Here is a 24,186-nt window from a genome sequence, read left to right as displayed (position 1 = left end):
GTGACGAGCGTGTCAAAATGGGGTTCGTTATGACCGATACCGACCCGCGGACCGAGAACTCGCTTCTCGCCGATGCCGACGCCGCCCAGGCCGCGGCCGACCTCGTCGCGGTCGCCGCGACGACCCTCACAGCCTCCGAGCTCGGACGCATGCTGCTCAACGTCGGTCGCACCGTCACCGACGAGGATGATCTGCTGCAACTGCTGCAGCAGTTCGTGGAGATCGCGCATCAGGCCATCGAGGGCGCCGACAGTTCGGGCGTCACGATCGACATGGGCGGCCGGACGTACACCGCGGTGCACACCGACGACCGCACCCTCGAGGTGGATCTCAAGCAGTACAACGCCGGCGAGGGCCCGTGCCTGCACGCCGCGCGCACCGGAACGGTCGTGCGCACCGACGCCGACAGCGCACAGCAGGCGTGGCCGGAGTTCGCCGCCGCCGCACGCGCCGAGGGCATCCGCAGCTTCCTCGCGGCGCCGCTGTTCGCGAACGAGCAGGCGATCGGGTCGTTCAACCTGTACGGCCGGACATCGGCCGCCTTCGACCGCATCGACGCCGACGTCCTCGATCTGCTGACCACGGCGGTCTCCCGTGCGATCGCCGACTTCGCTCGTTTCCAGTCGGCGAACCGCGTCGCCGAGACCATTGCGCACGCGCTGGAGTCTCGCCCATCGATCGAGCAGGCCAAGGGCATGCTGATGGCGCTGCACCAGGTCGACGCGGACACCGCGTTCGACATGCTGCGCCGCGAATCGCAGGCGAAGAACGTCAAGCTGCACACCGTCGCCGCCGACCTGGTGCAACGGCTGAGCGCCGCCGGCCCCGCCGCAATGGCTTAACGGCGGCCCCGCCGCAATGGCTTAACGGCGGCCCCGCCGCAATGGCTTAACGGCGGCCCCGCCGCAATGGCTTAAGCCTCGTTCGGCACCAGCGCGCGCTTCTCCTGTGCCACCTCTCCCACGGGGATGAGCATCGCCAGGACGGCGGCCAGCCCCGCTGCGACGGCCGCCACCACCATCGCGACGCGCAGACCTGTGAGCGTCGGAACCTCGTGCCCGCCCAGCGGCATCGTCATCCCCGCCAGGATGGCACCGATGACGGCGCTCGAGATCGCCGTGCCCAGCGACCGTGCGAGCGCGTTGATCCCGTTGGCGGCGGCGGTTTCCGATATCGGAACGGCGGCGTTGATGAGCGCGGGCATCGACGCGTAGGCGAAGCCGACGCCCGTCGCGATCATGATGTTGAGGATCGCGATCTGCCAGGCCGCCCCCAGCAGGAACACCCCGGCGACGTAGGCGACCGTCATCACCAGCGCGCCGATCACCAGGGTGAAGCGCGGGCCGCGCGCAGCGGCGATCCGGGCCGCGATCGGCGACGTGATCATCATCGCCAACCCGCCTGGTGCCAGCCACAAGCCGGTCCACAGCAGCGTCTGCCCCAACCCGTACCCGGTTTCCGGAGGCAGCTCCAGCACCTGCGGGGCCACCAGCGACAGCGCGAACATGCCGAACGCGACGGCGATCGACGCGATGTTGGTGGTCAGCACAGGCCGCTGCACGGTGGTGCGCAAGTCCACCATGGGCGCCGCGACCCGCAGCTCCCACCACGCGAACACCGCGAACACGACCACCGACGAACCGAGCAATGTCAACGTCAGCGCGCTGCCCCAGCCCCAGTTCTGCCCCTTCGAGATGACCAGCAGCAGCGAGACCAGGCCGATCGCCAGCAGCAGCGCGCCGAGCGGATCCAGCCGGTCTGCCGAACGCGGCGGAATGTGCGGCACCAGGGTCGCGAACATCACCAGCGCGGCGACCCCGAGCGCGGTGGCGAACCAGAACAGCACCCGCCAGTCGTAGTGCTGCGCGATCACGGCCGACAGCGGCAGCCCCAGCGCGCCGCCGACGCCCAGCGAGGCGCTCATCAAACCCATTGCGCTGCCGACTCGTTCGGGCGGCACACACGACCGCAGCACGCTGATGCCCAGCGGGATGATGGGGATGCCGAACCCCTGCAGCGCGCGTCCGACGATCAGCGGTATCAGCGAGGTGGTCAACGCTGCGGTCAGCGATCCGGCGATCAGCAGCAGCGCGCACGCGATGAGCATGGGTTTGGGACCGTAGAGGTCTCCGAGTCGGCCGAACACCGGCGTGGCGACCGCCGCCGTCAGCAGCGTCGCGGTGACCGCCCACGACGCATTGGATGCACTGGTGGCCAACAGGTTCGGCAGTTCCGGGATGAGAGGCACGATGAGCGTCTGCATCAGCGAGACGCTGATACCCGCGCCGCAGAGTACGGCGATGAGAACCGCGGGATGGCCCGTCGACACCGTGGCGGACGGATCCACCTCGGCGTCGCGGCTCATCTGACGGAATCTACATTGCTTAGTTCAACTATGTGAAATGCGGTCGGGCGAGCGCGCGCAGTGCCGGCACCAGTAGCGCCAGCGCGCGACCGCGGTGCGACGCCGCATCCTTCTCGGCGGGGGTCAACTCGGCCGCCGAGCGATCAGATCCGAGCGGTACGAACACCGGGTCGTAGCCGAACCCGCCGTCGCCTCTGGGCTCGCGCGCGATGGTCCCGGTCCACTCCCCGCGCACCACGTGCTCGCCGGCCGCCGACACCAGCGCGCACGCCGAGACGAACGCGCCACCGCGGCGTTCGTCGGGCACGTCGCGCAACTGCGCCAGCAGCAGCGCGGTGTTCTGAGCGTCCTGCCCGTGCACGCCCGACCACCGCGCCGACAGCACACCCGGCATCCCGTTGAGCGCGTCGACCTCCAGTCCGGAGTCGTCGGCGACTGCGGGGATGCCGATCGCGGCGTACGCGTCGCGCGCCTTGGCCAGCGCATTGCCCTCGAACGTCGCGGCGGTCTCCGGCGCCTCGTCGAACTCGGGCACGTCCGACAGCGACAGCAGTTCCAGTCCGGTGACGCCCGCGGCATCGAGCACGCGGCGCAGTTCGGCCAGCTTCTTCGCGTTGCGAGACGCGACCAGCAGCCGTGACAACCCCGTCAGCTCCCGAACGCCTTCTTCGCGGGGCCCGACGGCTCCGGCAGCACGCCGGGATACGGGAGCTCCAGTGCCGCACGCTGAATGGCGAACAGCTGATCGCACGCGGCGAGCGCCGAATCCAGCAACTTGTCGAGCGTCGACCGCGGGAACGTCGCTCCCTCACCCGTCCCCTGCACTTCGACGAGCGTGCCCGTGTCGGTCGCAACGACGTTCATGTCGACCTCGGCGCGGGAGTCCTCCGTATAGGGCAGGTCCGTCCGCACGCGGCCGTCGACCACGCCCACCGACACCGCGGCGATCGCGCACGACAGCGGCCGGGGATCGGACAGCTTGCCCGCCGCGGCCAGGTAGGTGACCGCGTCGGCCAGCGCGACGTAGGCACCCGTGATGGCGGCCGTACGCGTCCCGCCGTCGGCCTGCAGCACATCGCAGTCGATGGCGATCGTGTTCTCGCCGAGTGCCGCCAGGTCGATGCACGCGCGCAGCGAGCGGCCCACCAACCGGCTGATCTCCTGCGTCCGGCCGCCGACGCGGCCCTTCACGGATTCGCGGTCGGACCGGTCATGCGTCGCCGCGGGGAGCATGGCGTACTCGGCGGTCAGCCAGCCCAGCCCCGACCCCTTACGCCAGCGCGGCACCCCGTCGGTGACGCTGGCCGTGCACATCACTCGGGTCTGGCCGAATTCCACCAGCACGGAACCGGCCGGGTGAGTGGTGAAGCCACGCGTGATGGTTACCGGACGCAACTCGTCGTCGAGGCGGCCGTCTTCTCGTCTGGACACGGCCCAACCCTACGACGTCAGCGTCGGGTGACGTCGAAGGACTCGTCGCACACGACGGCGTGGACCGGGCCGTCGAATTCGGCCTTCGCCTCGCTGATGACGTCCTCGCGCGACGTCCACGGCGGTATGTGGGTCAGAAGCAGTTCGCGCACACCGGCATTCGCGGCAGCGCGACCTGCCTCGGTGCCCGAGAGATGCAGCCGCGGCGGCCGCTCCGGCGAGTGCGTCCACGACGCCTCGCACAGGAACACGTCGGCCCCGCGCGCGAGGTCGATCAACTGGTCGCAGTAGCCGGTGTCGCCGCTGTAGACGAACACGGCGCCATCGGGATCGGTGAAGCGCATGCCGTAGGACTCGGTGGGGTGGCAGACCAGTTTCGGAAGCACGGACAGCGTGCCGATCTGCACGGCCTCGTTGTCGGCCCACCGGCGGACGTCGAAGATGTCGGAGAAGTCGTCGATCTCGCGGCCCTCGGGCGACGATGCCGCGCCCAGTCGAGCCCAGGTCTCCTCGGGTCCGTACATCAGCGCGCGGCCCGTCGGCGCGTTCGGGTGATAGCGACGCCAGACGAACAGGCCGGGCAGATCGAGACAGTGGTCGGCGTGCAGGTGCGACAGCAGGACCCCGACGGTTCCGGGGTCGGCGTGGCGCTGCAGTGCGCCCAGCACACCGCCACCGAAGTCGACAACCAGCGGCGGCGTATCGGGCGCGGTCACCAAATAACCCGAGGCTGGCGAATCTGGGCCGACGACACTGCCGGAGCAACCCAGCACGGTGATTCGCACGTTCACTAGCTTGCCATGCCCCAGACACGTGTGGCGAAAACATCACAGCTTTGGGCGGCATGTTTCATCTTTTGTCACGTTCGTGAGCTGGGACCTGGGCCGATGCCGGTGCGACGAGGAGCGCCGACCTGCCGGAATGTGGCGGGCGCCTCACCGCCGCCCTGCGATTTCAGCAAATGCTCGCGGGGACTCTCACGCGGGGAACGGCGCCGGTCCACCCGTCTTGCGTAGCGCTCTCGCCTTGCGCTCGGGTCCGGACACCACGTACGCGGCGAAGACGCCTGCGACCGCGCCGCACAGATGGCCCTGCCACGACACCCCCGGCGTCCCCGGGACCACACCGAGCAGCACGCCGCCGTAGACGAACAACACGACCACGCCGACGACGATCTCCCACACCTTGCGGCTGAAGAATCCGAACACGATGAGGAACGCCAGCCAGCCGAAGATGAGACCCGACGCCCCGATGTGATTGGTCGTGCACGTGACGCCGAGGTACGGGCAGTGCGCTCCGATGTTGCCGATCAGCCAGGTGCCGAGCCCGCCCAGAACCCAGATGATGGCGGTGGCGATGACGAACCGCGACATCCCGGCGAGCGTCATCAGGAACCCGAGTACCAGGGCGGGCACGGTGTTGGCGATGAGATGCGGCCACCCGCCGTGCAGCAGCGGCGCCCAGAGGATGCCCCAGAGCCCGTCGGTCTGCAGCGGCCGGATGCCGTCCTGATCGAGTCGGTGGTTCAACACCACGTCGACGGCCTCGATGACGTAGAGCAGCGCGACGAACGTCAGGATCGTCACCCCGCCGACCATCCACGTGGGGCGTTTCTTCTCCGTGGGCGACGTCAGACCGGGCGTCGTCACCGCTGCTTCTCGCTCATGCCCATAGCTGCCCTTCCAGCGCGTCCTCGGCGTCATCCAGGCTACCGGCGTACGCGCCGGTCGACAGGTACTTCCACCCGGCGTCGCAGACGGTGAACGCGATGTCGGCGCGTTCGCCCGCCTTGACGGCCTTGGCGCCCATCCCCAGTGCCGCGTGCAGGATCGCGCCCGTCGAGATGCCCGCGAAGATGCCCTCGACCTCGACGATCTCGCGGGTGCGCTTGATGGCCTCGTAGGCGCCGACCGAGTAGCGGGTGGTCAGCACCTCGGGGTCGTAGAGCTCGGGCACGAAGCCCTCGTCGATGTTGCGCAGCGCGTAGACGCCCTCGCCGTAGCGCGGCTCGGCCGCGACGATCTGGACGTCCGGTACGTGCTCGCGCAGGAAGCGCCCGGTGCCCATCAGCGTGCCGGTGGTGCCGAGCCCCGCAACGAAGTGCGTGATCTCCGGCAGGTCGGCCAGGATCTCCGGCCCGGTGGTCTCGTAGTGGGCGGCGGCGTTGGCTGGGTTGCCGTACTGGTAGAGCATCACCCAGTCGGGGTGCTCCTCCGCCAGCTGCTTGGCCGTCGCGACCGCCGTGTTCGACCCACCCTCCGCGGGCGAGTAGATGATCTTCGCGCCGTACAACTCGAGCAGCTGCCGTCGTTCGATCGACGTGTTCTCCGGCATGACGCAGATCAGCCGGTAGCCCTTCAGCAACGCCGCCATCGCCAGCGAGATCCCGGTGTTGCCGCTCGTCGGCTCCAGCAGCGTGTCGCCGGGCGTGATCAAGCCGTCTCGCTCGGCCTGCTCGATCATCCGCAGCGCCGGCCGGTCCTTGATGGACCCGGTCGGGTTGCGGTCCTCGAGCTTGGCCCACAGCCGGACGTGCGGCCCGTCGTCGTTGTCGTCCCACCGCGGCGACAGCCGCTGCAACCCGACCAGCGGGGTGTTCCCGAGCGCGTGCAGCAGCGAGTCGTACCGCGTCATACGCCCTCTGACCCACCTGCCACGGCGGGCAGGATCGTCACCGAGTCGCCGTCGGCGATCGCGGTCTCGAGCCCGCCGGAGAACCGCACGTCCTCGTCGTTGACGTAGATGTTGACGAAGCGGTGCAGCTTCTCCCCGTCGACGATGCGCTCGGTGATCCCCGAGTAGTTGGCCTCGAGGTCGCTGATCACCGCGGCCAGCGTGTCGCCGGATGCGCTGACGCGCTTCTCGCCGCCGGTGTGGGTGCGCAGGATCGTGGGGATGGACACGGTGACTGTCATGGCTGGCCTCTCTAGTACTGGTCGACGATGGTGACGGGTTCCTCGGTGACGACGCCGTCGAGGATGCGGTAGCTGCGGAGTTCGTGCTGATCGGGGTCGCGGGTGCCGACGAGGACGTAGTGCGCGTCCGGCTCCGATGCGAACGAGATGTCGGTGCGGCTGGGGTACGGCTCGGTCGCGGTGTGCGAGTGGTAGATGACGACGGGCACTTCGTCGGCGTCGTCCATCGCGCGCCACACCTTCAGCTGCTCGCCGGAGTCGAACCGGTAGAACGTCGGCGACCGCTCGGCGTTCAGCATCTGCACGAAGCGCTCGGGGCGGTCGGACCCCTCCGGGCCCGCGATGATGCCGCAGGCCTCGTCGGGGTGGTCGGCGCGCGCGTGCGCCACCATGGCGTCGACGAGGTCGGCGCGGATCGTCAGCACTGCTCGGTCTTCCTTTCAGCCATGGAATGCTCCGGGCAACATGTCACGGTAGGTCGGTATTCCGGCGACCGCTTCGGCGGCGAGCACCCCGACGAGCACGGCGCGGGCCAGACAGTCGGCGGCCGCGATGCCGATCGCCGTCGTCAGCTTGGTCTCGGGCGACATGGCGGCCGGGGTGGCCGCCCCCGTCCAACTGGTCGGCTCCACCTCGACGGCGCCGGTCGCGAGCGCGAAGACGGTGTCCCCGTCGAGCGGCGTGTGCGCGGGCCGGATGGTACGCGCCAAGCCGTCCTGAGCGGCGACGGCGATCCTCTTGCAGGCCGCCTTGCTCAGTGCGGCGTCGGTGGCGACGACGGCGATCGTGGTGTTCAGCGGCGACAGCTCGGCGTCCCGTGCGGCGAAAGCGGCGATCTGGTCCGCGGGCGGCGGGATCAGCCCGAATTCGACGACGTCATCGGCCTGCCACGGCAGCCCGGTCGCCGGATCGACGACGTTGCCCGCCGAGTTCACCGCGACGACCGCGCCGACCGTGACGCCGATGTCGTCGAGCCGGATCGACGCGGTGCCCAGGCCGCCCTTCAACACGCCCGCTCGCGCGCCGACGCCCGCGCCGACCGTGCCGATCGCCACGTCGGTGCCCGCCGCCTCCGCGGCCCGGCGACCGAACTCGGCGGTCGGGCGGCACTGCCAGCCGCCGACGGGCAGGTCGAAGATCACCGCGGCGGGCACGATCGGCACCACGCCGCCGTCCATGACCACTCCGCGGTCGCGCTCCTCGAGGACGTGCATGACGCCGTCGGCGGCCGCGAGGCCGTAGGCGCTACCGCCGGTGAGCACCACCGCGTCGACGTACCGCACGGTGTTCGCCGGGTCGAGCAGGTCGGTTTCGCGGCTACCGGGAGCGCCGCCGCGAACGTCGACCGCTCCCGTGGTGCCCGGCGGCGGGAGGACGACGGTCGTGCCGCACGCCCAACCGATCCCCAGCGTGGCGTCGACGTCGAGGCGGTGGTGGTGCCCGACCTGAACGCCGGACACGTCGGTGATGCTGCCGTGGCGATTTCGCCGCGCTAACCGGTCAGCAGCGCCGGTTTCCGCGCCGGAATCGCTCATTTTGCGACCAGTGCGAGCACCAGGTACTCCTGCAGCACCGTCAGCCACTGGTACACGTCGAGGTGCCCCGCCATCGGGTGGCCCTCGGGCAGCCGGTCCGGTGTGCCCGGCCCGATCTCGAGCATCGTGCCCAGCGCCAATCGCACGTCGTTCACCGCCGACGCCCAGCACTCCGCGTCCGCCTCGGTCAGCTCGAACTTGCCGCCGGCGGCCGGCAGGGTGTCCAACATCCGTTGCGCCGCTTCCCGTTTGGCGTCGATGATCGCCGGCTCGTGCAAGCTCCGGAGCGCGGAGTTGAGGCTCTCGGCAGTGCCCGACCCCGCGGGATGTTCCGACTGGTTGCGATAGAAGTCGGGCAGCAGCCGCTTCATGGTGTCGTCCTCGGGCGCCGTCGAGTGGCCGGTCTTCATGCCGGTGAGCACTTCGAGTTCATCTGTCGGCGAGGATGTTTCGCGCTCGTCGAGCATCTCGACCATCGACGTCACCAGGCTGCGCAGCAGCTCCGACTCGTGCGCCGCGAGCGCCGACCGGAAGCGCGCACCGTCAGCGGCCTCGACCCGTTTCCACTTGCGCACGGGCCTCAGCGGTCCTGCTGCATCGTGGCCCACAGCCCTGCGGAGTGGCACTTGGTCACGTCGACCTCCATCGACTCGCGACTGCCCGAGGACACCACGGCCTTGCCCTTGTGGTGCACCTGGAGCATGAGTTTGGTGGCCTCCGGTTCGCTGTAGCCGAACAGTTTCTGGAACACGTACGTCACGTAGGACATCAGGTTGACGGGGTCGTCCCAGACGATGGTCACCCACGGGCTGTCGGTGGCGTCCTTGGTGTGGACATCGCGTTCCTCGCGGGTCCCCGGACGGGCACGCGCTGGCGTCACCATGGGGCCAGGATAGTCGGGGCAGGCGCGTCACCGCGAACGGCTACGGTTGCGAGGTGACCTGCGGACGGGGTGAGCGGACATGACGACAACGGCGCTGTTCACCGACAAGTACGAACTCACCATGCTGGCCGCGGCGCTGCGGGACGGCACCGCGCACCGGCGGACCGCGTTCGAGGTGTTCGCACGGCGCCTCCCCGACGGCCGCCGGTACGGCGTGGTGGCGGGCACCGAGCGGTTCGTTGAGGCGTTGCAGCGGTTCACCTTCGACGAGGAGACGCTGGCCACCCTCGACTTCCTGGACCCCGCGACCCGCGAGTACCTGGCGGACTACCGGTTCAGCGGTGACATCGACGGTTATCCCGAGGGCTCGCTCTACTTCCCCGGCTCACCGGTGCTCTCGGTGTGCGGCACGTTCGCCGAGTGCGTCATCCTCGAGACGTTGGCGCTGTCCGTCTTCAACCACGACTCGGCGATCGCGTCGGCGGCGGCGCGCATGGTGAGCGCGGCGCAGGGCAGGCAGCTCATCGAAATGGGGTCGCGGCGCGCCCACGAGGAGGCCGCCGTCGCCGCGGCCAGGGCCGCCTACCTCACCGGTTTCGCGGGCACGTCGAACCTCGAAGCACAGCGCCGCTACGGCGTACCCGCGCTCGGCACCAGCGCGCACGCCTTCACGCTGCTGCACACCACCGCGGACGGACCCGACGAACTCGCTGCGTTCCGCGCACAGGTCGACGCCCTTGGCGTGGGAACGACGCTGCTCGTCGACACCTACGACATCACCGCGGGGGTCGCCAACGCGGTCGCCGCCGCCGGACCCGAACTCGGTGCGGTGCGCATCGACTCGGGCGATCTGGGCGTGCTGGTCCGCCAGGTGCGCGACCAACTCGACGGCCTTGGCGCAACGGGAACCAGGATCGTCGTCTCGAGCGACCTCGACGAGTACGCGATCGCCGAACTGCGCGGCTATCCCGTCGACAGCTACGGGGTCGGCACGTCGGTGGTCACCGGCTCCGGCGCCCCCACCGCGGGCATGGTCTACAAACTGGTCGAGGTCGACGGCATCCCCGTCGCCAAGCGCAGCAGCCACAAGGAATCCCACGGCGGGAGCAAGCGGACGCTGCGCCTGGCGAAACCGACCGGGACGATCGTCGAAGAGGTCGTCCATCCCGCCGACTCGCCTCCCCCGGTGCCCGACGGCCTGGTGGGTCAGTCCGTGGCGGTCGCGATCGTGCGCGCCGGCGACGTCGTCGCGGATTTCGACCTGGCGGCCGCGCGTCGGCGCGTCGCCGACGGATTGACGAGCCTGCCGTGGGACGGGCTCAAACTCTCCCGCGGCGAACCCGCGATCCCCACGCGCATGGTCTCCGTCGCGCCTTGACCCCGACCGCCGACGGCACCTCCGTCACCACCCTGCTCGCCACCGCCGTCGCCGCACTCGGTGGCGCGGAGCGTGCCGGCCAGGTGGAGATGGCGACGGCCGTCGAGCACGCCTTCGACGCCGGCGAGCACCTGGCCGTGCAGGCGGGCACCGGCACCGGCAAGTCGCTCGCCTACCTGGTCCCCGCGATGGCCCGCGCCCTGCAAACCAACCGGCCCGTCGTCGTGTCGACCGCCACCATCGCGCTGCAGCGGCAGTTGGTGGACCGCGACCTGCCGCGGCTCGCCGATGCGCTGACCCCCGCGCTGCCGAGACGACCCGCGTTCGCGCTGCTGAAGGGCAGGGGAAACTACCTGTGCCTCAACAAGATCCACAACGGCACGATGAGCGAACCGGATGCCCCGCAGGAGGAGCTGTTCGACGCCGTCGCCACGACGACGCTCGGCCGCGACGTGAAGCGGCTGACCGAGTGGGCGTCCGACACCGAGACCGGCGACCGTGACGAGTTGACGCCCGGCGTGCCGGACCGATCGTGGGGGCAGGTCAGCGTGTCCGCGCGCGAGTGCATCGGCGCGTCGCGCTGCACCTACGGCGCCGACTGCTTCGCCGAGAAGGCCCGCGACAAGGCGGGCAGTTCCGACATCGTGGTCACCAATCACGCGCTGCTGGCCATCGACGCGATCTCCGACGTCAACGTGCTGCCCGAACACGACCTGCTGATCGTCGACGAGGCGCACGAACTCGTCGACCGGGTGACCAGCGTCGCCACCGGCGAACTCTCCGCGACGTCGCTCGGGGTGGCGCTACGGCGCGCATCACGGCTGGTGGAACCCGAAGTGGCGCAACGGCTCGAGGCCGCGATCGCGAACTTCACGTCGGTGATCTACGAGGCCGAGCCGGGCCGCATCGACACCCTCGACGACGAACTGGCCACGTATCTGACCGCGATTCGCGACGCCGCGGACCGGGTGCGGACGTCCATCGACACCTCGCCGTCGGACCCGAAGGCCGCGTCGGCGCGAACCGAGGCCGTCACCGCTTTGTTGGAGGTCAGCGACATCGCCAGCAGGGTGCTGACGTCGTTCGGCCCGGCCATCCCCGACCGGACTGACGTGGTGTGGCTTGATCACGACGAGGTGCGGGGGGCGAAACGAGCGATCCTGCGGGTGGCACCGCTGTCGGTGTCGAGTCTGTTGCGCGGCAGGCTGTTCGAGAACTCGACCGTGGTGCTGACGTCGGCGACGCTGACGGTCGGCGGCACGTTCGACGCGATGGCACGGGACTGGGGCCTGGTGTTCGGAGGCGACAACGACGCCATGTGGCGCGGCCTCGACGTCGGATCGCCGTTCGCTCACCGGACATCGGGCATCCTCTACGTCGCCGCGCACCTCCCGCCGCCCGGCCGTGACAGTGCCGGGTCGGCCGAGCAACTCGACGAGATCGAGGGGCTGATCACCGCCGCGGGCGGCCGCACCCTCGGCCTGTTCTCGTCGATGCGCGCGGCCAAGACGACCGCCGAACTGATGCGCGACCGGCTCGACACCCCCGTGCTGTGCCAGGGCGAGGACACCACCTCGGCGCTGGTGCGGCGCTTCGCCGAGGACGAGGCCACGTCACTGTTCGGGACGCTGTCGCTGTGGCAGGGCGTCGACGTGCCCGGTGCCTCGCTGACGCTGGTGATCATCGACCGCATCCCGTTCCCCCGCCCTGACGATCCGCTGGTCACGGCCCGCCAGCGGGCGATCGCCGCGCGCGGCGGCAACGGGTTCATGGCGGTTGCCGCCAGCCACGCCGCGCTGCTGCTGGCGCAGGGCGCAGGCCGGCTGCTGCGCAGCGTCGAGGACCGCGGCGTCGTCGCCGTGCTCGACTCGCGGATGGCGACGGCTCGGTACGGCGGCTATCTGCGCGCGTCGTTGCCGCCGTTCTGGGCGACGACCGACTCGGCCAGGGTGCGAGGGGCGCTCGAACGGCTCAGCGCCGCCCGCGATTCTCTATCCTGAAAGACGTGCGCGACGCGAGCGGACTCCTCGGCCGTGTCGTCCTCGCGAGCGCCGTTGCGCTCATCGCGGGGTGCGCCACGACCGTGCAGGGCACGCCGGTCTCGATCTTCGCCGATCCCTACCGAGTCGCCGGGATGCCCGCCGTCGACGGTGACACCGGGTTGCGCCCCGACGCCTCCGGGCCGGTCCGCGTCGTGCTCGGCACCGACGGCGGTGAGACCGACGAATTCGGCCGGACCGCGATCAGCGATATCGAGGAGTTCTGGGACACCGCGTACGGCGAGACGTTCGACGGCGAGTTCACTCCGGTCGCCGGGGTCCTGTCGTGGGACTCCGACGGCGTGAACACCGCGTTCTGCGGTGGCGACACCGTCGGCGTCGTCAACGCCGGATACTGCGGCAGCGAGAACACCATCGGCTGGGACCGCGGCGTGCTGATGCCGTCGCTGCGCGAGGCCAACGGCGACATGGGCGTGACGATGGTGCTCGCACACGAGTACGGCCACGCCGTCGCCGATCAGGCGGGAATCGCCGCCGACGACACCCCCACCCTGGTATCCGAGCAGCAGGCGGACTGCCTGGCGGGTGCCTACATGCGCTGGGTGGCCGAGGGGAGATCGCCGCGTTTCACGCTCAGCACGGGCGACGGGCTCAACAGCGTGCTGTCGGCCATGATCGCGTTCCGCGACCCGCTGATGAACGAGGGCGACTTCGCCGTCGGAGACGACGAGCACGGTTCGGCGTTCGAGCGGGTGTCGGCGTTCCAGTTCGGGTTCACCGACGGCGCACCGGCGTGCGCGGCGATCGACGAGGCGGAGGTCGAGCAGCGCCGGGGCGATCTGCCCGTGCTGCTGCCCGCGGACGAGTCCGGCGAACTGGCGATCGACGAGGGTTCGATCCGCGGGTTCGCCGACGCGATGGAGGTGTTGTTCGAGCCCGCGGATCCACCGGAGCTCTCCTTCGCCACCGGCGGCACGGACTGCCGGGATTCGAAGAGTCGCGACCCCGCGGTCTACTGCCCCGCCGACAACACCGTCGCCGTCGATCTGGCCGCGCTGCAGGAGTTGAGCACACCGTCCGAGGAGGGCGACCTCGCCACGGGGGACAACTCGGCGTACTCGGTTGTCGTATCGCGCTACGCGCTGGCGCTGCAACGCGAGCGCGGTGTCACGCTGGACACCGCGCAGGCCGCGCTGCGCACCGCGTGTCTCACCGGTGTCGCGACGGCGAAGATGGCGTCGCCGGTGACGACGCCGGACGGCAACTCCATCGTCATCACGGCGGGCGACCTCGACGAGGCGGTGTCCGGGCTGCTGACGAACGGCTTCGCCGCCAGCGACGTCAACGGGGCCACGGTGCCGTCGGGCTTCTCGCGCATCGACGCGTTCCGCATCGGGGTGCTCGGCGACGAGGACCGCTGCTTTTCCCGGTTCGCGTGACCGCTAGACGACCTTGGTCTCGCCGTACCAGGCGACGATGGCGTCGGACACCGGGGTCGAACGGGTCAGGAACGCATACGACCGGATGAACGACTGACCGACGCAACCGTCGATCTTGACGTGGAAGTTGCTGATCATCACCCACGGATCCCAGCCGCGGAAGTCCTTCTTCGTGACGGGGACGATGTTGATGATGCCGGGTTTCAGACCGATCGCGATGCCGCCGGTGACGGGTGTGGTGACGACCGGGACGAAGCCCTCCGGGAGCGGTGACGGGATGTCCACGCCGGCGAAGCCCAGCGACGGCGATACGCCCGCGGTCCCCGTCAGCGTCACGCCGTTCGACGTGCTCATGTCGACGCCGCAGCCGATCTGGTAGCCGACCTCGATCGTGCCGTTCGGTTCGTCGGAGTAGTCGGGGCCCCGCACGGTGCCGTCGAAGATGCCGCCGACGACGTACTCGCGCGACGACAGCGCAGTCGTCAGCGGGGCGTTCGCCCGCTGGGTCTCGTCGCGGGCGGCCAGCGTCAGCGTCCAGCCGTCCGGCGTGTCGACCATCTGCGGTGGTGGCGACATCACGCGGCCGTCGTCGGGCGGCGGCGGAGCGTCCGCGGCCGGGACCACCGGGGGCTCCTGCACGAGATGTGGTTCCGCCCGACCCGCCGGCGCAGTCATGACACCGGCCACGACGCACACGGCCAGCACGGCGACGCAGCGTGACGGCATTCGCGAAAAATAACGCGGCACTCGATCGACCCGGTGCCGACACTCCCACCGCCCAGATTGCGAAACGGCGTCGAACAGTTCTCAGATCGGCAGACGCAGAACATAACCGGCTTCCAGCGCCACCCAGAGCGCGCCGTCCGGGGCGACCGCCATCCCGTGCGGTTCGCTGCCGGGCGGCAGGTCGACGGTCGTGATCTCGCCGTCGGCGCTCACCCTGGCGATCTGGTCCGCACCCCAGAGGCTGACCCACACGCCGCCGGACGGATCGGCGACGACCGCGTGCGGTTTCCCCGGCAGGTCCATCTCCTGAATCGCCTCGTTCATCGGGATGCGGCCGATCCTGTCGGCGAGGATCGCGGTGAACCAGACGGCGTCGTCGTGGGTGGCGGTGATGCCGACCGGGCCCGCACCGCGGCTGACCAACTCGCGCACGGTGAGCGCACCCGCGGGGGTGAGCCTGCCGATCGCGCTTCTCGCGTTCATCGTGAACCACAGCGCTCCATCGGGACCCGCGGTGATCATTGCAGGCCCGCCGCCGACCGGATGCTCGTCGACGGCGCCGGTCGCCGGGTCGAGGCGACCGACGACGCCGGACGTCATGGCGGTGAACCACAGCGCAAGGTCGGGCCCGATACACAGCCCGAAAGGGGCACTACCGCTGGACAACTCGATCGAGCTCTGCACTCCCGAGGTGGTGATGCGCCCGATCCGGTCGTCGCCGTTGCGAGTGAACCACAGGGCGCCGTCGGGCCCGGCCGTGATGATCTCGGGCTTGCTCCCGTCGCCGACCTCGTAGCGGTCGACGACGCCGGGGGGCCGGATCCGCGCGACGGCACCGGCGTGTACCAGCGTCACCCACATGGCGCCGTCGGGTCCGGCCGCCAACGCGTACGGCCCGCCGTCGACCGGGATGTCGAGAACGCCGCTCACGCCAGCGCCACCAGCCCGAGCTCGGTGTCGGCGGCCAGCAGCGGGTGGTGCGGCAGCACGCGCACGGTGTAGCCGACCGGACCCGCCACCGGCAGCGGCGTGGTGGTCGAGAACGCGTGCCTGCCGTCCACCGATCCGGTGTGCGTCATCTCGACCTCGGTCGGGTCGACCAGCGAGTCGGCGGCGTCGACCCGCCCGACGACGGCTTGTACGACCACCTCGTCGGGCCGTAGCCCGGCCAGGTGCACCGTCGCGGTCAACGTCAGCTTCGAGCCCAGCAGCGGGGTGTCCGGAAGCCCGTAGCTGTCGACGTCGGTGATCAGGATGTTCGGCCATGCGTTGCGAGCGCGTTCGCTGTACGCCGCGAGCTGACGCGCCGCGCCGAAGGGCACACCGTCGACCGGCTCGATCGTGCGGTGCAGCGACTGCGCCGCGGGCGCGTAATACTTCTCGGTGTAGTCGCGCACCATGCGCGACGCCAGCACCTTCGGACCGAGCGCCTGCAACGTGTGCCGCACCATCTCGACCCAGCGTTGCGGGACGCCGTGCTCGTCGCGTTCGTAGAACTTGGGCGCCACCGACTTGGCCACCAGGTCGTAGAGAGCGGCGGCCTCCAGGTCGTCGCGCCTGGATTCGTCGGCCACTCCGTCGGCGGTCGGGATCTCCCACCCGTTCTCGCCGTCGTACCACTCGTCCCACCACCCGTCTCGGATGGAGAGGTTGAGCCCGCCGTTCAGCGCGCTCTTCATCCCCGACGTGCCGCACGCCTCCAGCGGCCGCAGCGGATTGTTCAGCCACACGTCGCAGCCCCAGTACAGCAGCCGCGCCATCGACATGTCGTAGTCCGGCAGGAACGCGATGCGGTGTCGCACCTCGGGCCGATCGGCGAACCGCACCACCTGCTGGATCAGTGCCTTGCCACCGTCGTCGGCCGGATGCGACTTGCCTGCGACGATCAGCTGCACCGGCCGTTCCTCGTCGAGCAGCAACTGCTCGAGACGGTCGGGATCGCGCAGCATCAGGGTCAGCCGCTTGTAGGTCGGCACCCTGCGCGCGAACCCGATCGTGAGCACGCCCGGATCGAAAGCCGTTGCGATCCAGCCCAGTTCGGCCTCGGATGCCCCACGCTCCAGCCACGACCTGCGCAGGCGGGCGCGGACGTCGTCGATGAGGAGCGCACGCAGCTGCGACCGGATCCACCACAGGTGACCGGGGTCGACCTGGTGCAGGCGCTGCCACGTCTCGGCCTCGCTCAGCGCGCCCAGATCGTCGCCGACCAGTTCGTGCGCCAGCTCCACCCACTGCGGCGCCGCCCACGTCGGCGCGTGGACGCCGTTGGTGATCGACCCGATCGGCACCTCGTCCTGATCGAAGCCCGGCCACAACTCGTTGAACATGCCGCGGCTCACCTCGCCGTGCAGCAGTGACACGCCGTTCGCCCGCTGCGCCAGGCGCAGGCCCATGTGGGCCATGTTGAACTTCGTCGGGTCGTCCTCGTCGCCGAACGCCAGCACGCGGTCCAGCGGCACGCCGGGTAGCAGACGGCCCTCCGCTGGAACATGCTCTTCGCGCGAGCGCTCATCGGAAGCGCCCCCGAAGTACCGGTCCACCATCGCCAGCGGGAAGCGGTCGATACCCGCGGGAACGGGCGTGTGGGTGGTGAACACGGTGCTGGACCGCACTACGGCCAGTGCGGTGTCGAAGTCCAGGCCGCCGTCGGTGACGAGTTCGCGGATGCGCTCGGCACCGAGGAAACCGGCGTGCCCCTCGTTCATGTGGAAGACCTGCGGCTCCGGCAGCGATTCGGCCGCCGTGAACGCGCGGATGGCCCGCACGCCGCCGATGCCGGCCAGGATCTCCTGCTTGATGCGGTGCTCCTGGTCGCCGCCGTACAGCCGGTCGGTGACGCCGCGCAGCTCGTGTTGGGTCTCGGGAATGTCGGAATCCAAGAGCAGCAAGGGAATTCGACCGACCTGGGCGATCCACACCCTGGCGTTCAGCTCGGCGGAGTCGGGCATCGCCAGCGACACCAGCACCGGCGCACCCGCCGCGTCGGTGAGCAGTCGCAGCGGCAACCCCTGCGGGTCGAGCGCGGGATAGTTCTCGTGCTGCCAGCCGTCGGCGGTCAGCGACTGCCGGAAGTATCCGGATCGGTACCAGAGGCCGACGGCGATGAGCGGCAGTCCCAGGTCGGACGCGGACTTGAGGTGGTCACCCGCGAGGATGCCAAGGCCGCCCGAGTAGTTGGGCAGCACCTCGGCGACGCCGAACTCCATCGAGAAGTAGGCGATACCCGTGGGCAGCGCGACCCCCTCGGCGACCTGCTGCTGGTACCACATCGGCCTGCTGAGGTAGTCGTCCAGCTCGCTCGCCAGGCGATCGAGCCGCTCGCCGAACCCGTGATCGCCCGCGAGCTCGTCGAGACGCCTGGGGCTCACGGCTCCGAGCAACGCCACGGGGTCGGGTCCGACCTGCTCCCACAACTCCGGATCGATTGTGGCAAAAAGGTCTTGCGTGGGTTTGTCCCACGACCAGCGCAGGTTCGTCGAGAGCCGCTCCAGTGCGATCAGCCGCTCGGGAAGGTGGGCGCGGACGGTGAATCTGCGGAGTGCCTTCACGTGCGCTCACCCTACTCATGATTGGCGCGTTCGCTGCGCCTCGACGGTTCGCGTGATTGCTCGATCTTGATGCGCGATCCGTTGCGCTTCTCGCTCGCGATGTTGAGCCCGGCACTACGGTGGGTATAGGCGCGACGAGGCTTGAAACAAAGGAACTACACCGCGCAGCCGAATGTGGCTGTGCCAGCGTAAGGAGTTTGTCGGTGGTGGCCGGTCGTATCGAGATCGATGACGTCGCACCCGTGGTCTCAGGTGGTCGTTATCCCGCCAAGGCCGTGGTCGGCGAGGTGGTTCCCGTCAGCGCGACGGTGTGGCGCGAAGGCCATGACGCCGTCGCGGCGACGTTGGTGGTGCGATATCACGGCACCGCCTACCCTGCGCTGGCCGCAGCGCCCGCCGGGCTGCAGAGCTCTCGGGCCGAAGCGGTGCCGATCGAGGAGGTCGTCAGCTCGACGAGGAAACGGCCTCAGCTGTCGGCCATGGCGCTCGGCCGGGAGCCGGACGTCTTCCACGGTCAGTTCGCTCCCGACGCCGTCGGGCTGTGGACCTATCGGATCGACGGGTGGAGCGATCCGCTCGCGACGTGGCGCAAGAACGTCACCGCGAAGTTGGAGGCCGGCCAGAGCGAATCCGAACTCGACAACGATCTGATCGTCGGCGCGACACTGCTCGAACGGGCCGCCACCGGAGTGCCCCGGCAGGACCGTTTTCCCCTCATCGACGCGGCGAGCCGGCTGCGCGAGCCCGGCGATCCGTTCCGGCGCGCCGGAGCGGCACTGTCCGAGGACGTCGATCGCCTGCTGGAGCAGTATCCGCTGCGCGAATTGGTCACGCGCGGTGAGCAGTACGGGGTCTGGGTCGATCGCCCGCTGGCTCGGTTCTCCGCGTGGTACGAGATGTTCCCGCGGTCGACGGGTGGCTGGGACGGTGACGGCAATCCCGTGCACGGCACGTTCGCCACCGCCAGCAAGGCGCTGCCCCGCATCGCCAAGATGGGGTTCGACATCGTCTACCTGCCGCCGATTCATCCCATCGGCAAGGTGCACCGCAAGGGCAGGAACAACAGCGTCACCGCAGCGCCAGGGGACGTGGGGTCGCCGTGGGCGATCGGCAGCAAGAAGGGCGGCCACGACGCGGTGCACCCCAAGCTGGGCACCGTCGACGACTTCGACGACTTCGTCGCCGCGGCGCGTGACCAGGGCTTGGAGGTGGCGCTCGACCTCGCTCTGCAGTGCGCGCCGGATCATCCGTGGGCGGCCGCGCATCCGGAGTGGTTCACGGTGCTGCCCGACGGCACCATCGCCTATGCGGAGAACCCGCCGAAGAAGTACCAGGACATCTACCCGATCAACTTCGACAACGACCCGGCGGGCATCTACGCCGAGGTGCTGCGCGTCGTCCGGTTCTGGGTGTCCCACGGCGTCAAGGTGTTCCGCGTCGACAACCCGCACACCAAGCCGCCGAACTTCTGGGCGTGGCTCATCGGCGAGGTGAAGAACGACGACCCCGACGTGCTCTTCCTGGCGGAGGCGTTCACCCGCCCCGCCCGACTGTTCGGGCTGGCCAAGCTCGGTTACACGCAGTCGTACACGTACTTCACCTGGCGGACGGCGAAGTGGGAACTGCAGGAGTTCGGTGAGTCCATCGCCGAGCACGCGGACTACTCGCGGCAGAGCCTGTGGCCGAACACACCGGACATCCTGCACGAGATCCTGCAGCACGGCGGGCCGGGGATGTTCGCCATCCGCGCGGCGATGGCCTCGACGATGAGCCCGACGTGGGGGGTGTACTCGGGTTACGAACTCTTCGAGGGCGAGGCGGTCAAGCCGGGGAGCGAGGAGTACCTCAACTCGGAGAAGTACGAGTTGCGGCCGCGCGACTTCGATGCGGCCCTGGCCGCCGGGAACTCGCTCGAACCGTTCCTCACCCGGCTCAACGAGATCCGCCGCTGGCACCCCGCACTCAGCGAGTTGCGCACCATCAAATTCCACACCATCGACAACGACGCGATGCTGGCCTACAGCAAGTTCGATCCGGTCACCGGTGACTGCGTGCTGGTCGTCGTGACCTTGAACGCCTTCGGACCCGAAGAGGGCACGCTGTCGCTCGACATGGCCTCGATCGGACACGAACCGTACGAGCGGTTCTGGGTTCGCGATGAGATCACGGGCGACGAATTCCAGTGGGGCCAGACCAATTACGTCCGTCTCGATCCGGTGCGAGCGGTCGCCCACATTCTCAACATGCCGCAGATCCCAGCCGGGAAGCGGTCCGAACTCTTGCGGAGGGAGTGACCTCGTGACCCGCACGAATGTCAGCACTCAGAACCTGCGGCCCGACGCCGCCGAACTCGGCCGGCTGCTCGCCGGCGAGCATCACGACCCGCACTCGCTTCTCGGTGCGCACGAGTACACCGACCACACCGTGATACGCGTGTTGCGGCCCAACGCGTCCGAGGTCACCGCACTGGTCGGCGGCGAGCGGCACCCGCTCAGCCACGTCGAGGACGCCATGTTCGCGGTGGCGTTGCCGATCACCGGGCTGATCGACTACCGACTGGAGATCCGCTATCCCGACGGCCACGTCGTCACGACGGCCGATCCCTACCGCTTCCTGCCCACGCTCGGCGAGATGGATCTGCACCTGTTCTCCGAGGGCCGCCACGAGCGGCTGTGGGACGTCCTGGGCGCCCACCCGCGTACCTACACCACACCGGACGGTCCCGTCGATGGCGTGTCCTTCGCCGTCTGGGCGCCGAATGCCAAGGGCGTCAGCTTGATCGGTGAGTTCAACCACTGGGGCGGCAACGACGCTCCGCTGCGCACGCTTGGTTCCACCGGCGTGTGGGAGGTGTTCTGGCCGGGCTTTCCCACCGACGGTCTCTACAAGTTCCGCGTGCACGGCGCCGACGGTGTGACGACCGAGCGGGCCGACCCGATGGCCTTCGCCGCGGAGGTGCCGCCGGCCCGCGCGTCGCGGGTGACCGAGAGCACCTACACCTGGAACGACGCCGCCTGGATGACACAGCGCGCCGAGAAGAACCCGGTATTCGAACCGATGAGCACCTACGAGGTGCACCTGATGTCGTGGCGGCCGGGCCTGAGCTATCGCGAATTGGCCACGCAACTTACCGATTACGTCGTTGAGCAGGGTTTCACCCACGTCGAACTGCTGCCCGTCGCCGAGCATCCGTTCGGCGGGTCGTGGGGTTACCAGGTGACGTCGTACTACGCGCCGACGTCGCGCCTCGGGTCGCCCGACGATTTCCGGTACCTGGTCGACGCGCTGCACCGGGCGGGCATCGGCGTCATCGTGGACTGGGTGCCCGCGCACTTCCCCAAGGACGCCTGGGCGCTCGGCAGGTTCGACGGCACCCCGCTGTACGAGCACTCCGATCCCCGGCGTGGCGAGCAACTCGACTGGGGAACATACGTTTTCGACTTCGGCCGGGCCGAGGTGCGCAACTTCCTGGTGGCCAACGCACTGTACTGGTTGGAGGAGTTCCACATCGACGGGCTCCGTGTCGACGCGGTCGCCTCGATGCTGTACCTGGACTACTCGCGACCGGAGGGCGGTTGGACGCCGAACATCCACGGCGGCCGGGAGAACCTGGAGGCCGTGCAGTTCCTCCAGGAAATGAACGCCACGGTGCACAAGCAGCATCCGGGCATCGTCACCGTCGCCGAGGAGTCGACGTCGTGGCCCGGCGTGACGCGGCCGACCAGCATCGGCGGACTCGGCTTCTCGATGAAGTGGAACATGGGCTGGATGAACGACACCCTGGCGTTCATCTCACGCGATCCCATCCACCGCAGCTACCACCACCACGAGATGACGTTCTCCATGGTGTACGCGTTCAGCGAGAACTTCGTGCTCCCGATCAGCCACGACGAGGTCGTGCACGGCAAGGGCACGCTGTGGGGCCGCATGCCGGGCGACGACCACATGAAGGCCGCCGGCCTGCGCGGGCTGCTGGCCTACCAGTGGGCACATCCGGGTAAGCAGCTGCTGTTCATGGGCCAGGAGTTCGGACAGCGCGCCGAATGGTCGGAGGAGCGAGGCGTCGACTGGTTCCAGCTCGACGAGTTCGGCTTCTCCGGCGGCGTCAAGCGGATGGTCGCCGACATGAACGCGGTGTACCAGTCGCGCCGGGCACTGTGGTCGCGGGACGTCAGCTCCGAGGGCTACTCCTGGATCGACGCGAACGACTCCGCCAACAACGTGTTGAGCTTTCTCCGCTACGGCGACGACGGCTCGATGCTGGCGTGCGTCTTCAACTTCTCCGGTTCCGAGCACAGCCGGTATCGGCTCGGGCTGCCGCACGCCGGGACGTGGCGCGAGGTGTTGAACACCGATTCCGATGTCTACAACGGCTCCGGCATCGGCAACTTCGGCGCCGTTGAGGCCGTCGACGAGCCGTGGCACGGCAGGCCGGCGTCGGCGCAGATGGTGTTGCCGCCGTTGGCTGCGCTGTGGTTCGAGCCGGCCCCGCCGGAGGCAGCCGGTTAATACAGCGCGTTGGCGAGGCCGCGCCTGCCAGCGATGACCGCGGGATCGGCGGGGTCGAACAGCTCGAACAGTTCGATGAGCCGGGTCCGGATTCTGGTGCGGTCGTCTCCCGCGGTGCGCTTGATCAACGCGATCAGCCGGTCGAAGGCGCCGGCGATGTCCTGCTGCAACACCTGCACGTCGGCGGCGGCGAGCGCCGCGTCGATGTCGTCGGGTGCGGCATCGGCCAGCGCGACCGCGTCCGGTGGCTGCGCGGTGGCCCGCTGCAGGAATCCGATCTGGGCGATCGCACCCTTGGCTTCGGCGTGCGTGGGCTGGGCGTCGAGGATGGCCTGATACGCGGCGACTGCGGCGTCGAAGTCGCCCTCGTCGAGGTGCGCCCGGGCCTGCGCCAACTCCGGGTCGACGGTTTCGTCGTCACCCTCGGGACCGCCGGCGAGCTTGCCCGCCGTCGCGTTCAGCAGGGAGTCGATCCAGCGGCGCACCTGCTCCGGCGGCTGACCGCCCTGAAACGAGGACAGCGGCTGCCCACCCGCCACCGCGACCACCGTCGGCACAGCCTGCACACCGAACATCTGCGCTACCCGCGGCGTGGTGTCGACGTTGACCGTCGCGAGCACCCACTTGCCGCCGTCCGCACCGGCCAGTGCCGCGAGGCTGTCACCCAGTTCGACGCTGGACTCGCTGCGCGGCGACCACAGCAGGACGACGACCGGTATCTCGTTCGAGCGGACCAGCACCTCGGCTTCGAGGTTGACCTCGGTCACCTCCACGCCGCCGGCGACCGCCGTCGCGGCGCCGCCTGCCGAAGCCGGGGGCTGCTTGAGTGCCGAGAGGTCGATGGCGCCTGCCAACGCAGGGCCGACGGGGCGTGGTCGCGTCACGCCCTTGATTTTGTCACGTCGGCTGGGCGGCCGACGGAGCGCCCGCGATAGCGGGACTCGGCGCGATCCTGCCCGTCCGGTCGGCCCAGATGATGAAGATCACACTGCCGAGCGGCACGATGCTTCCCAGCAACGCCAGCGCCCACGTCCCGACGCCCCACTTGCGGGCGATGCCGACCAACAGGGCGGCCACGACGAAGGCGACGAAGATGCCGCCGTGGATGGGACCGAAGACCTTCACGCCGACCTCGGTCTGGGGGGTGCCCACGTACTTGAAGTACATGCCGACCAGCAGTCCGATCCAGCTGAGGGCCTCCGCGAAGGCGATCAGCCGGAACCAGCCCGCGACGCTGCGGACGTCGTAGTTGTTTGCCATGAGCGCCATTGTGCCCGACGGTGAAGCCAGCTACTACGTCACGTCGTTGACGATGCTGAGGGCGTTCTCAGCGGTCAGGGCCTGCGCAGGATGAGGGCGTCGCCCTGTCCGCCGGCGCCGCACAGCGCGGCCACCGCGTAGCCCGAGCCCCGGCGCGCCAACTCCAACGCCGCGTGCAGCGTGATCCGCGCACCCGA

22 protein-coding genes and 1 pseudogene are annotated in these 24,186 nt (G+C 69.5%); 6 read left to right on the top strand and 17 right to left on the bottom strand.

Going from position 1 to position 24,186, the window contains the following annotated elements; all coding sequences use genetic code 11:
• The first annotated feature begins 29 nt into the window (after positions 1 to 29).
• Positions 30 to 842 (top strand): GAF and ANTAR domain-containing protein, encoded by an 813-nt coding sequence (locus NM203_RS13350; RefSeq protein ID WP_255060460.1) that lies wholly within the window; start codon positions 30 to 32, stop codon positions 840 to 842.
• A 71-nt stretch (positions 843 to 913) separates the two neighbouring features.
• Here the strand turns inward: NM203_RS13350 and NM203_RS13345 are convergent, their stop codons facing one another.
• The 11 genes from NM203_RS13345 to clpS all read right to left on the bottom strand — a co-directional run bounded on the left by NM203_RS13345 (position 914) and on the right by clpS (position 9,129).
• Positions 914 to 2,365 (bottom strand): MFS transporter, encoded by a 1,452-nt coding sequence (locus tag NM203_RS13345; protein WP_255060459.1) that lies wholly within the window; start codon positions 2,363 to 2,365, stop codon positions 914 to 916.
• A gap of 28 nt (positions 2,366 to 2,393) precedes the next feature.
• Positions 2,394 to 3,008 carry an RdgB/HAM1 family non-canonical purine NTP pyrophosphatase gene (gene rdgB, locus NM203_RS13340; RefSeq protein WP_255060458.1) on the bottom strand — a complete coding sequence of 205 codons (615 nt, stop codon included), beginning with the start codon at positions 3,006 to 3,008 and terminating at the stop codon, positions 2,394 to 2,396.
• A gap of 5 nt (positions 3,009 to 3,013) precedes the next feature.
• Positions 3,014 to 3,796 (bottom strand): ribonuclease PH, encoded by a 783-nt coding sequence (gene rph, locus NM203_RS13335; RefSeq protein WP_255060457.1) that lies wholly within the window; start codon positions 3,794 to 3,796, stop codon positions 3,014 to 3,016.
• A gap of 17 nt (positions 3,797 to 3,813) precedes the next feature.
• Positions 3,814 to 4,587, bottom strand: a complete 774-nt coding sequence (locus NM203_RS13330; RefSeq protein WP_255060456.1) for a cyclic nucleotide-degrading phosphodiesterase — start codon at positions 4,585 to 4,587, stop codon at positions 3,814 to 3,816.
• 186 nt (positions 4,588 to 4,773) lie between these two features.
• Positions 4,774 to 5,499 carry a rhomboid family intramembrane serine protease gene (locus NM203_RS13325; RefSeq protein WP_408633344.1) on the bottom strand — a complete coding sequence of 242 codons (726 nt, stop codon included), beginning with the start codon at positions 5,497 to 5,499 and terminating at the stop codon, positions 4,774 to 4,776.
• Positions 5,459 to 6,430 carry a PLP-dependent cysteine synthase family protein gene (locus NM203_RS13320; protein WP_255060455.1) on the bottom strand — a complete coding sequence of 324 codons (972 nt, stop codon included), beginning with the start codon at positions 6,428 to 6,430 and terminating at the stop codon, positions 5,459 to 5,461. The genes NM203_RS13325 and NM203_RS13320 overlap by 41 nt, the downstream gene beginning before the upstream one ends.
• The gene (locus NM203_RS13315; RefSeq protein WP_255060454.1) at positions 6,427 to 6,711 is read right to left on the bottom strand and encodes a MoaD/ThiS family protein; all 285 of its coding nucleotides are present in this window, start codon (positions 6,709 to 6,711) and stop codon (positions 6,427 to 6,429) included. The genes NM203_RS13320 and NM203_RS13315 overlap by 4 nt, the downstream gene beginning before the upstream one ends.
• A gap of 11 nt (positions 6,712 to 6,722) precedes the next feature.
• Positions 6,723 to 7,136, bottom strand: a complete 414-nt coding sequence (locus tag NM203_RS13310; protein WP_255060453.1) for a M67 family metallopeptidase — start codon at positions 7,134 to 7,136, stop codon at positions 6,723 to 6,725.
• A gap of 15 nt (positions 7,137 to 7,151) precedes the next feature.
• Positions 7,152 to 8,246, bottom strand: coding sequence for a P1 family peptidase (locus NM203_RS13305; RefSeq protein WP_255060452.1), 1,095 nt, complete (start codon positions 8,244 to 8,246; stop codon positions 7,152 to 7,154).
• Complete coding sequence (gene aosR, locus NM203_RS13300) at positions 8,243 to 8,821, bottom strand: oxidative stress transcriptional regulator AosR (protein ID WP_255060451.1); 579 nt, start codon at positions 8,819 to 8,821, stop codon at positions 8,243 to 8,245. Before aosR ends, NM203_RS13305 begins: the two co-directional genes overlap by 4 nt.
• A 5-nt stretch (positions 8,822 to 8,826) precedes the next feature.
• The gene (clpS, locus tag NM203_RS13295) at positions 8,827 to 9,129 is read right to left on the bottom strand and encodes an ATP-dependent Clp protease adapter ClpS (RefSeq protein WP_255060450.1); all 303 of its coding nucleotides are present in this window, start codon (positions 9,127 to 9,129) and stop codon (positions 8,827 to 8,829) included.
• Between the two features lie 79 nt (positions 9,130 to 9,208).
• On the opposite strand from clpS, the gene NM203_RS13290 reads away from it, so the two are divergent.
• From NM203_RS13290 to NM203_RS13280, 3 genes are read left to right on the top strand one after another with little or no spacing between them, the layout of a single operon-like run.
• The gene (locus tag NM203_RS13290; protein ID WP_255060449.1) at positions 9,209 to 10,507 is read left to right on the top strand and encodes a nicotinate phosphoribosyltransferase; all 1,299 of its coding nucleotides are present in this window, start codon (positions 9,209 to 9,211) and stop codon (positions 10,505 to 10,507) included.
• Positions 10,504 to 12,507 (top strand): ATP-dependent DNA helicase, encoded by a 2,004-nt coding sequence (locus NM203_RS13285; protein WP_255060448.1) that lies wholly within the window; start codon positions 10,504 to 10,506, stop codon positions 12,505 to 12,507. The genes NM203_RS13290 and NM203_RS13285 overlap by 4 nt, the downstream gene beginning before the upstream one ends.
• Before the next feature lie 5 nt (positions 12,508 to 12,512).
• Entirely contained in the window at positions 12,513 to 13,946 is a 1,434-nt protein-coding gene (locus NM203_RS13280; RefSeq protein ID WP_255060447.1) for a neutral zinc metallopeptidase, read from the top strand.
• A gap of 3 nt (positions 13,947 to 13,949) precedes the next feature.
• Here NM203_RS13280 and NM203_RS13275 read toward each other — a convergent pair whose 3' ends face one another.
• The 3 genes from NM203_RS13275 to glgP form a co-directional block, all read right to left on the bottom strand.
• Positions 13,950 to 14,672: an MspA family porin gene (locus NM203_RS13275; RefSeq protein WP_255060446.1), complete on the bottom strand. Its 723-nt coding sequence runs from the start codon at positions 14,670 to 14,672 to the stop codon at positions 13,950 to 13,952.
• 81 nt (positions 14,673 to 14,753) lie between these two features.
• Positions 14,754 to 15,602 (bottom strand): Vgb family protein, encoded by an 849-nt coding sequence (locus tag NM203_RS13270; protein WP_255060445.1) that lies wholly within the window; start codon positions 15,600 to 15,602, stop codon positions 14,754 to 14,756.
• Positions 15,599 to 18,220: an alpha-glucan family phosphorylase gene (glgP, locus tag NM203_RS13265; RefSeq protein WP_255060444.1), complete on the bottom strand. Its 2,622-nt coding sequence runs from the start codon at positions 18,218 to 18,220 to the stop codon at positions 15,599 to 15,601. Before glgP ends, NM203_RS13270 begins: the two co-directional genes overlap by 4 nt.
• A gap of 206 nt (positions 18,221 to 18,426) precedes the next feature.
• Between glgP and NM203_RS13260 the strand changes: the two genes are divergently transcribed.
• Positions 18,427 to 20,514, top strand: coding sequence for an alpha-1,4-glucan--maltose-1-phosphate maltosyltransferase (locus tag NM203_RS13260; RefSeq protein WP_255060837.1), 2,088 nt, complete (start codon positions 18,427 to 18,429; stop codon positions 20,512 to 20,514).
• 4 nt (positions 20,515 to 20,518) lie between these two features.
• Positions 20,519 to 22,729: a 1,4-alpha-glucan branching protein GlgB gene (gene glgB / locus NM203_RS13255; protein WP_255060443.1), complete on the top strand. Its 2,211-nt coding sequence runs from the start codon at positions 20,519 to 20,521 to the stop codon at positions 22,727 to 22,729.
• On the opposite strand, the gene NM203_RS13250 is transcribed toward glgB, so the two are convergent.
• The 3 genes and pseudogenes from NM203_RS13250 to NM203_RS13240 all read right to left on the bottom strand — a co-directional run.
• On the bottom strand, positions 22,726 to 23,613 hold the full coding sequence (locus NM203_RS13250) for a tetratricopeptide repeat protein (RefSeq protein ID WP_255060442.1): 888 nt from the start codon (positions 23,611 to 23,613) through the stop codon (positions 22,726 to 22,728). The two genes, glgB and NM203_RS13250, sit on opposite strands and share 4 nt — an antisense overlap.
• Positions 23,614 to 23,626: 13 nt before the next feature.
• The gene (locus NM203_RS13245) at positions 23,627 to 23,998 is read right to left on the bottom strand and encodes a DUF3817 domain-containing protein (RefSeq protein ID WP_255060441.1); all 372 of its coding nucleotides are present in this window, start codon (positions 23,996 to 23,998) and stop codon (positions 23,627 to 23,629) included.
• A 65-nt stretch (positions 23,999 to 24,063) separates the two neighbouring features.
• Positions 24,064 to 24,186: pseudogene (locus NM203_RS13240) on the bottom strand (acetyl-CoA C-acyltransferase); the annotation flags it as partial.

Origin of the sequence: Mycolicibacterium arenosum, assembly GCF_024320865.1 — a bacterium.
Taxonomy (GTDB): Bacteria; Actinomycetota; Actinomycetes; order Mycobacteriales; family Mycobacteriaceae; genus Mycobacterium; species Mycobacterium arenosum.
Note: the sequence above shows the minus strand (reverse complement) of the source record. Positions and strands in the feature narration are given on the sequence as shown.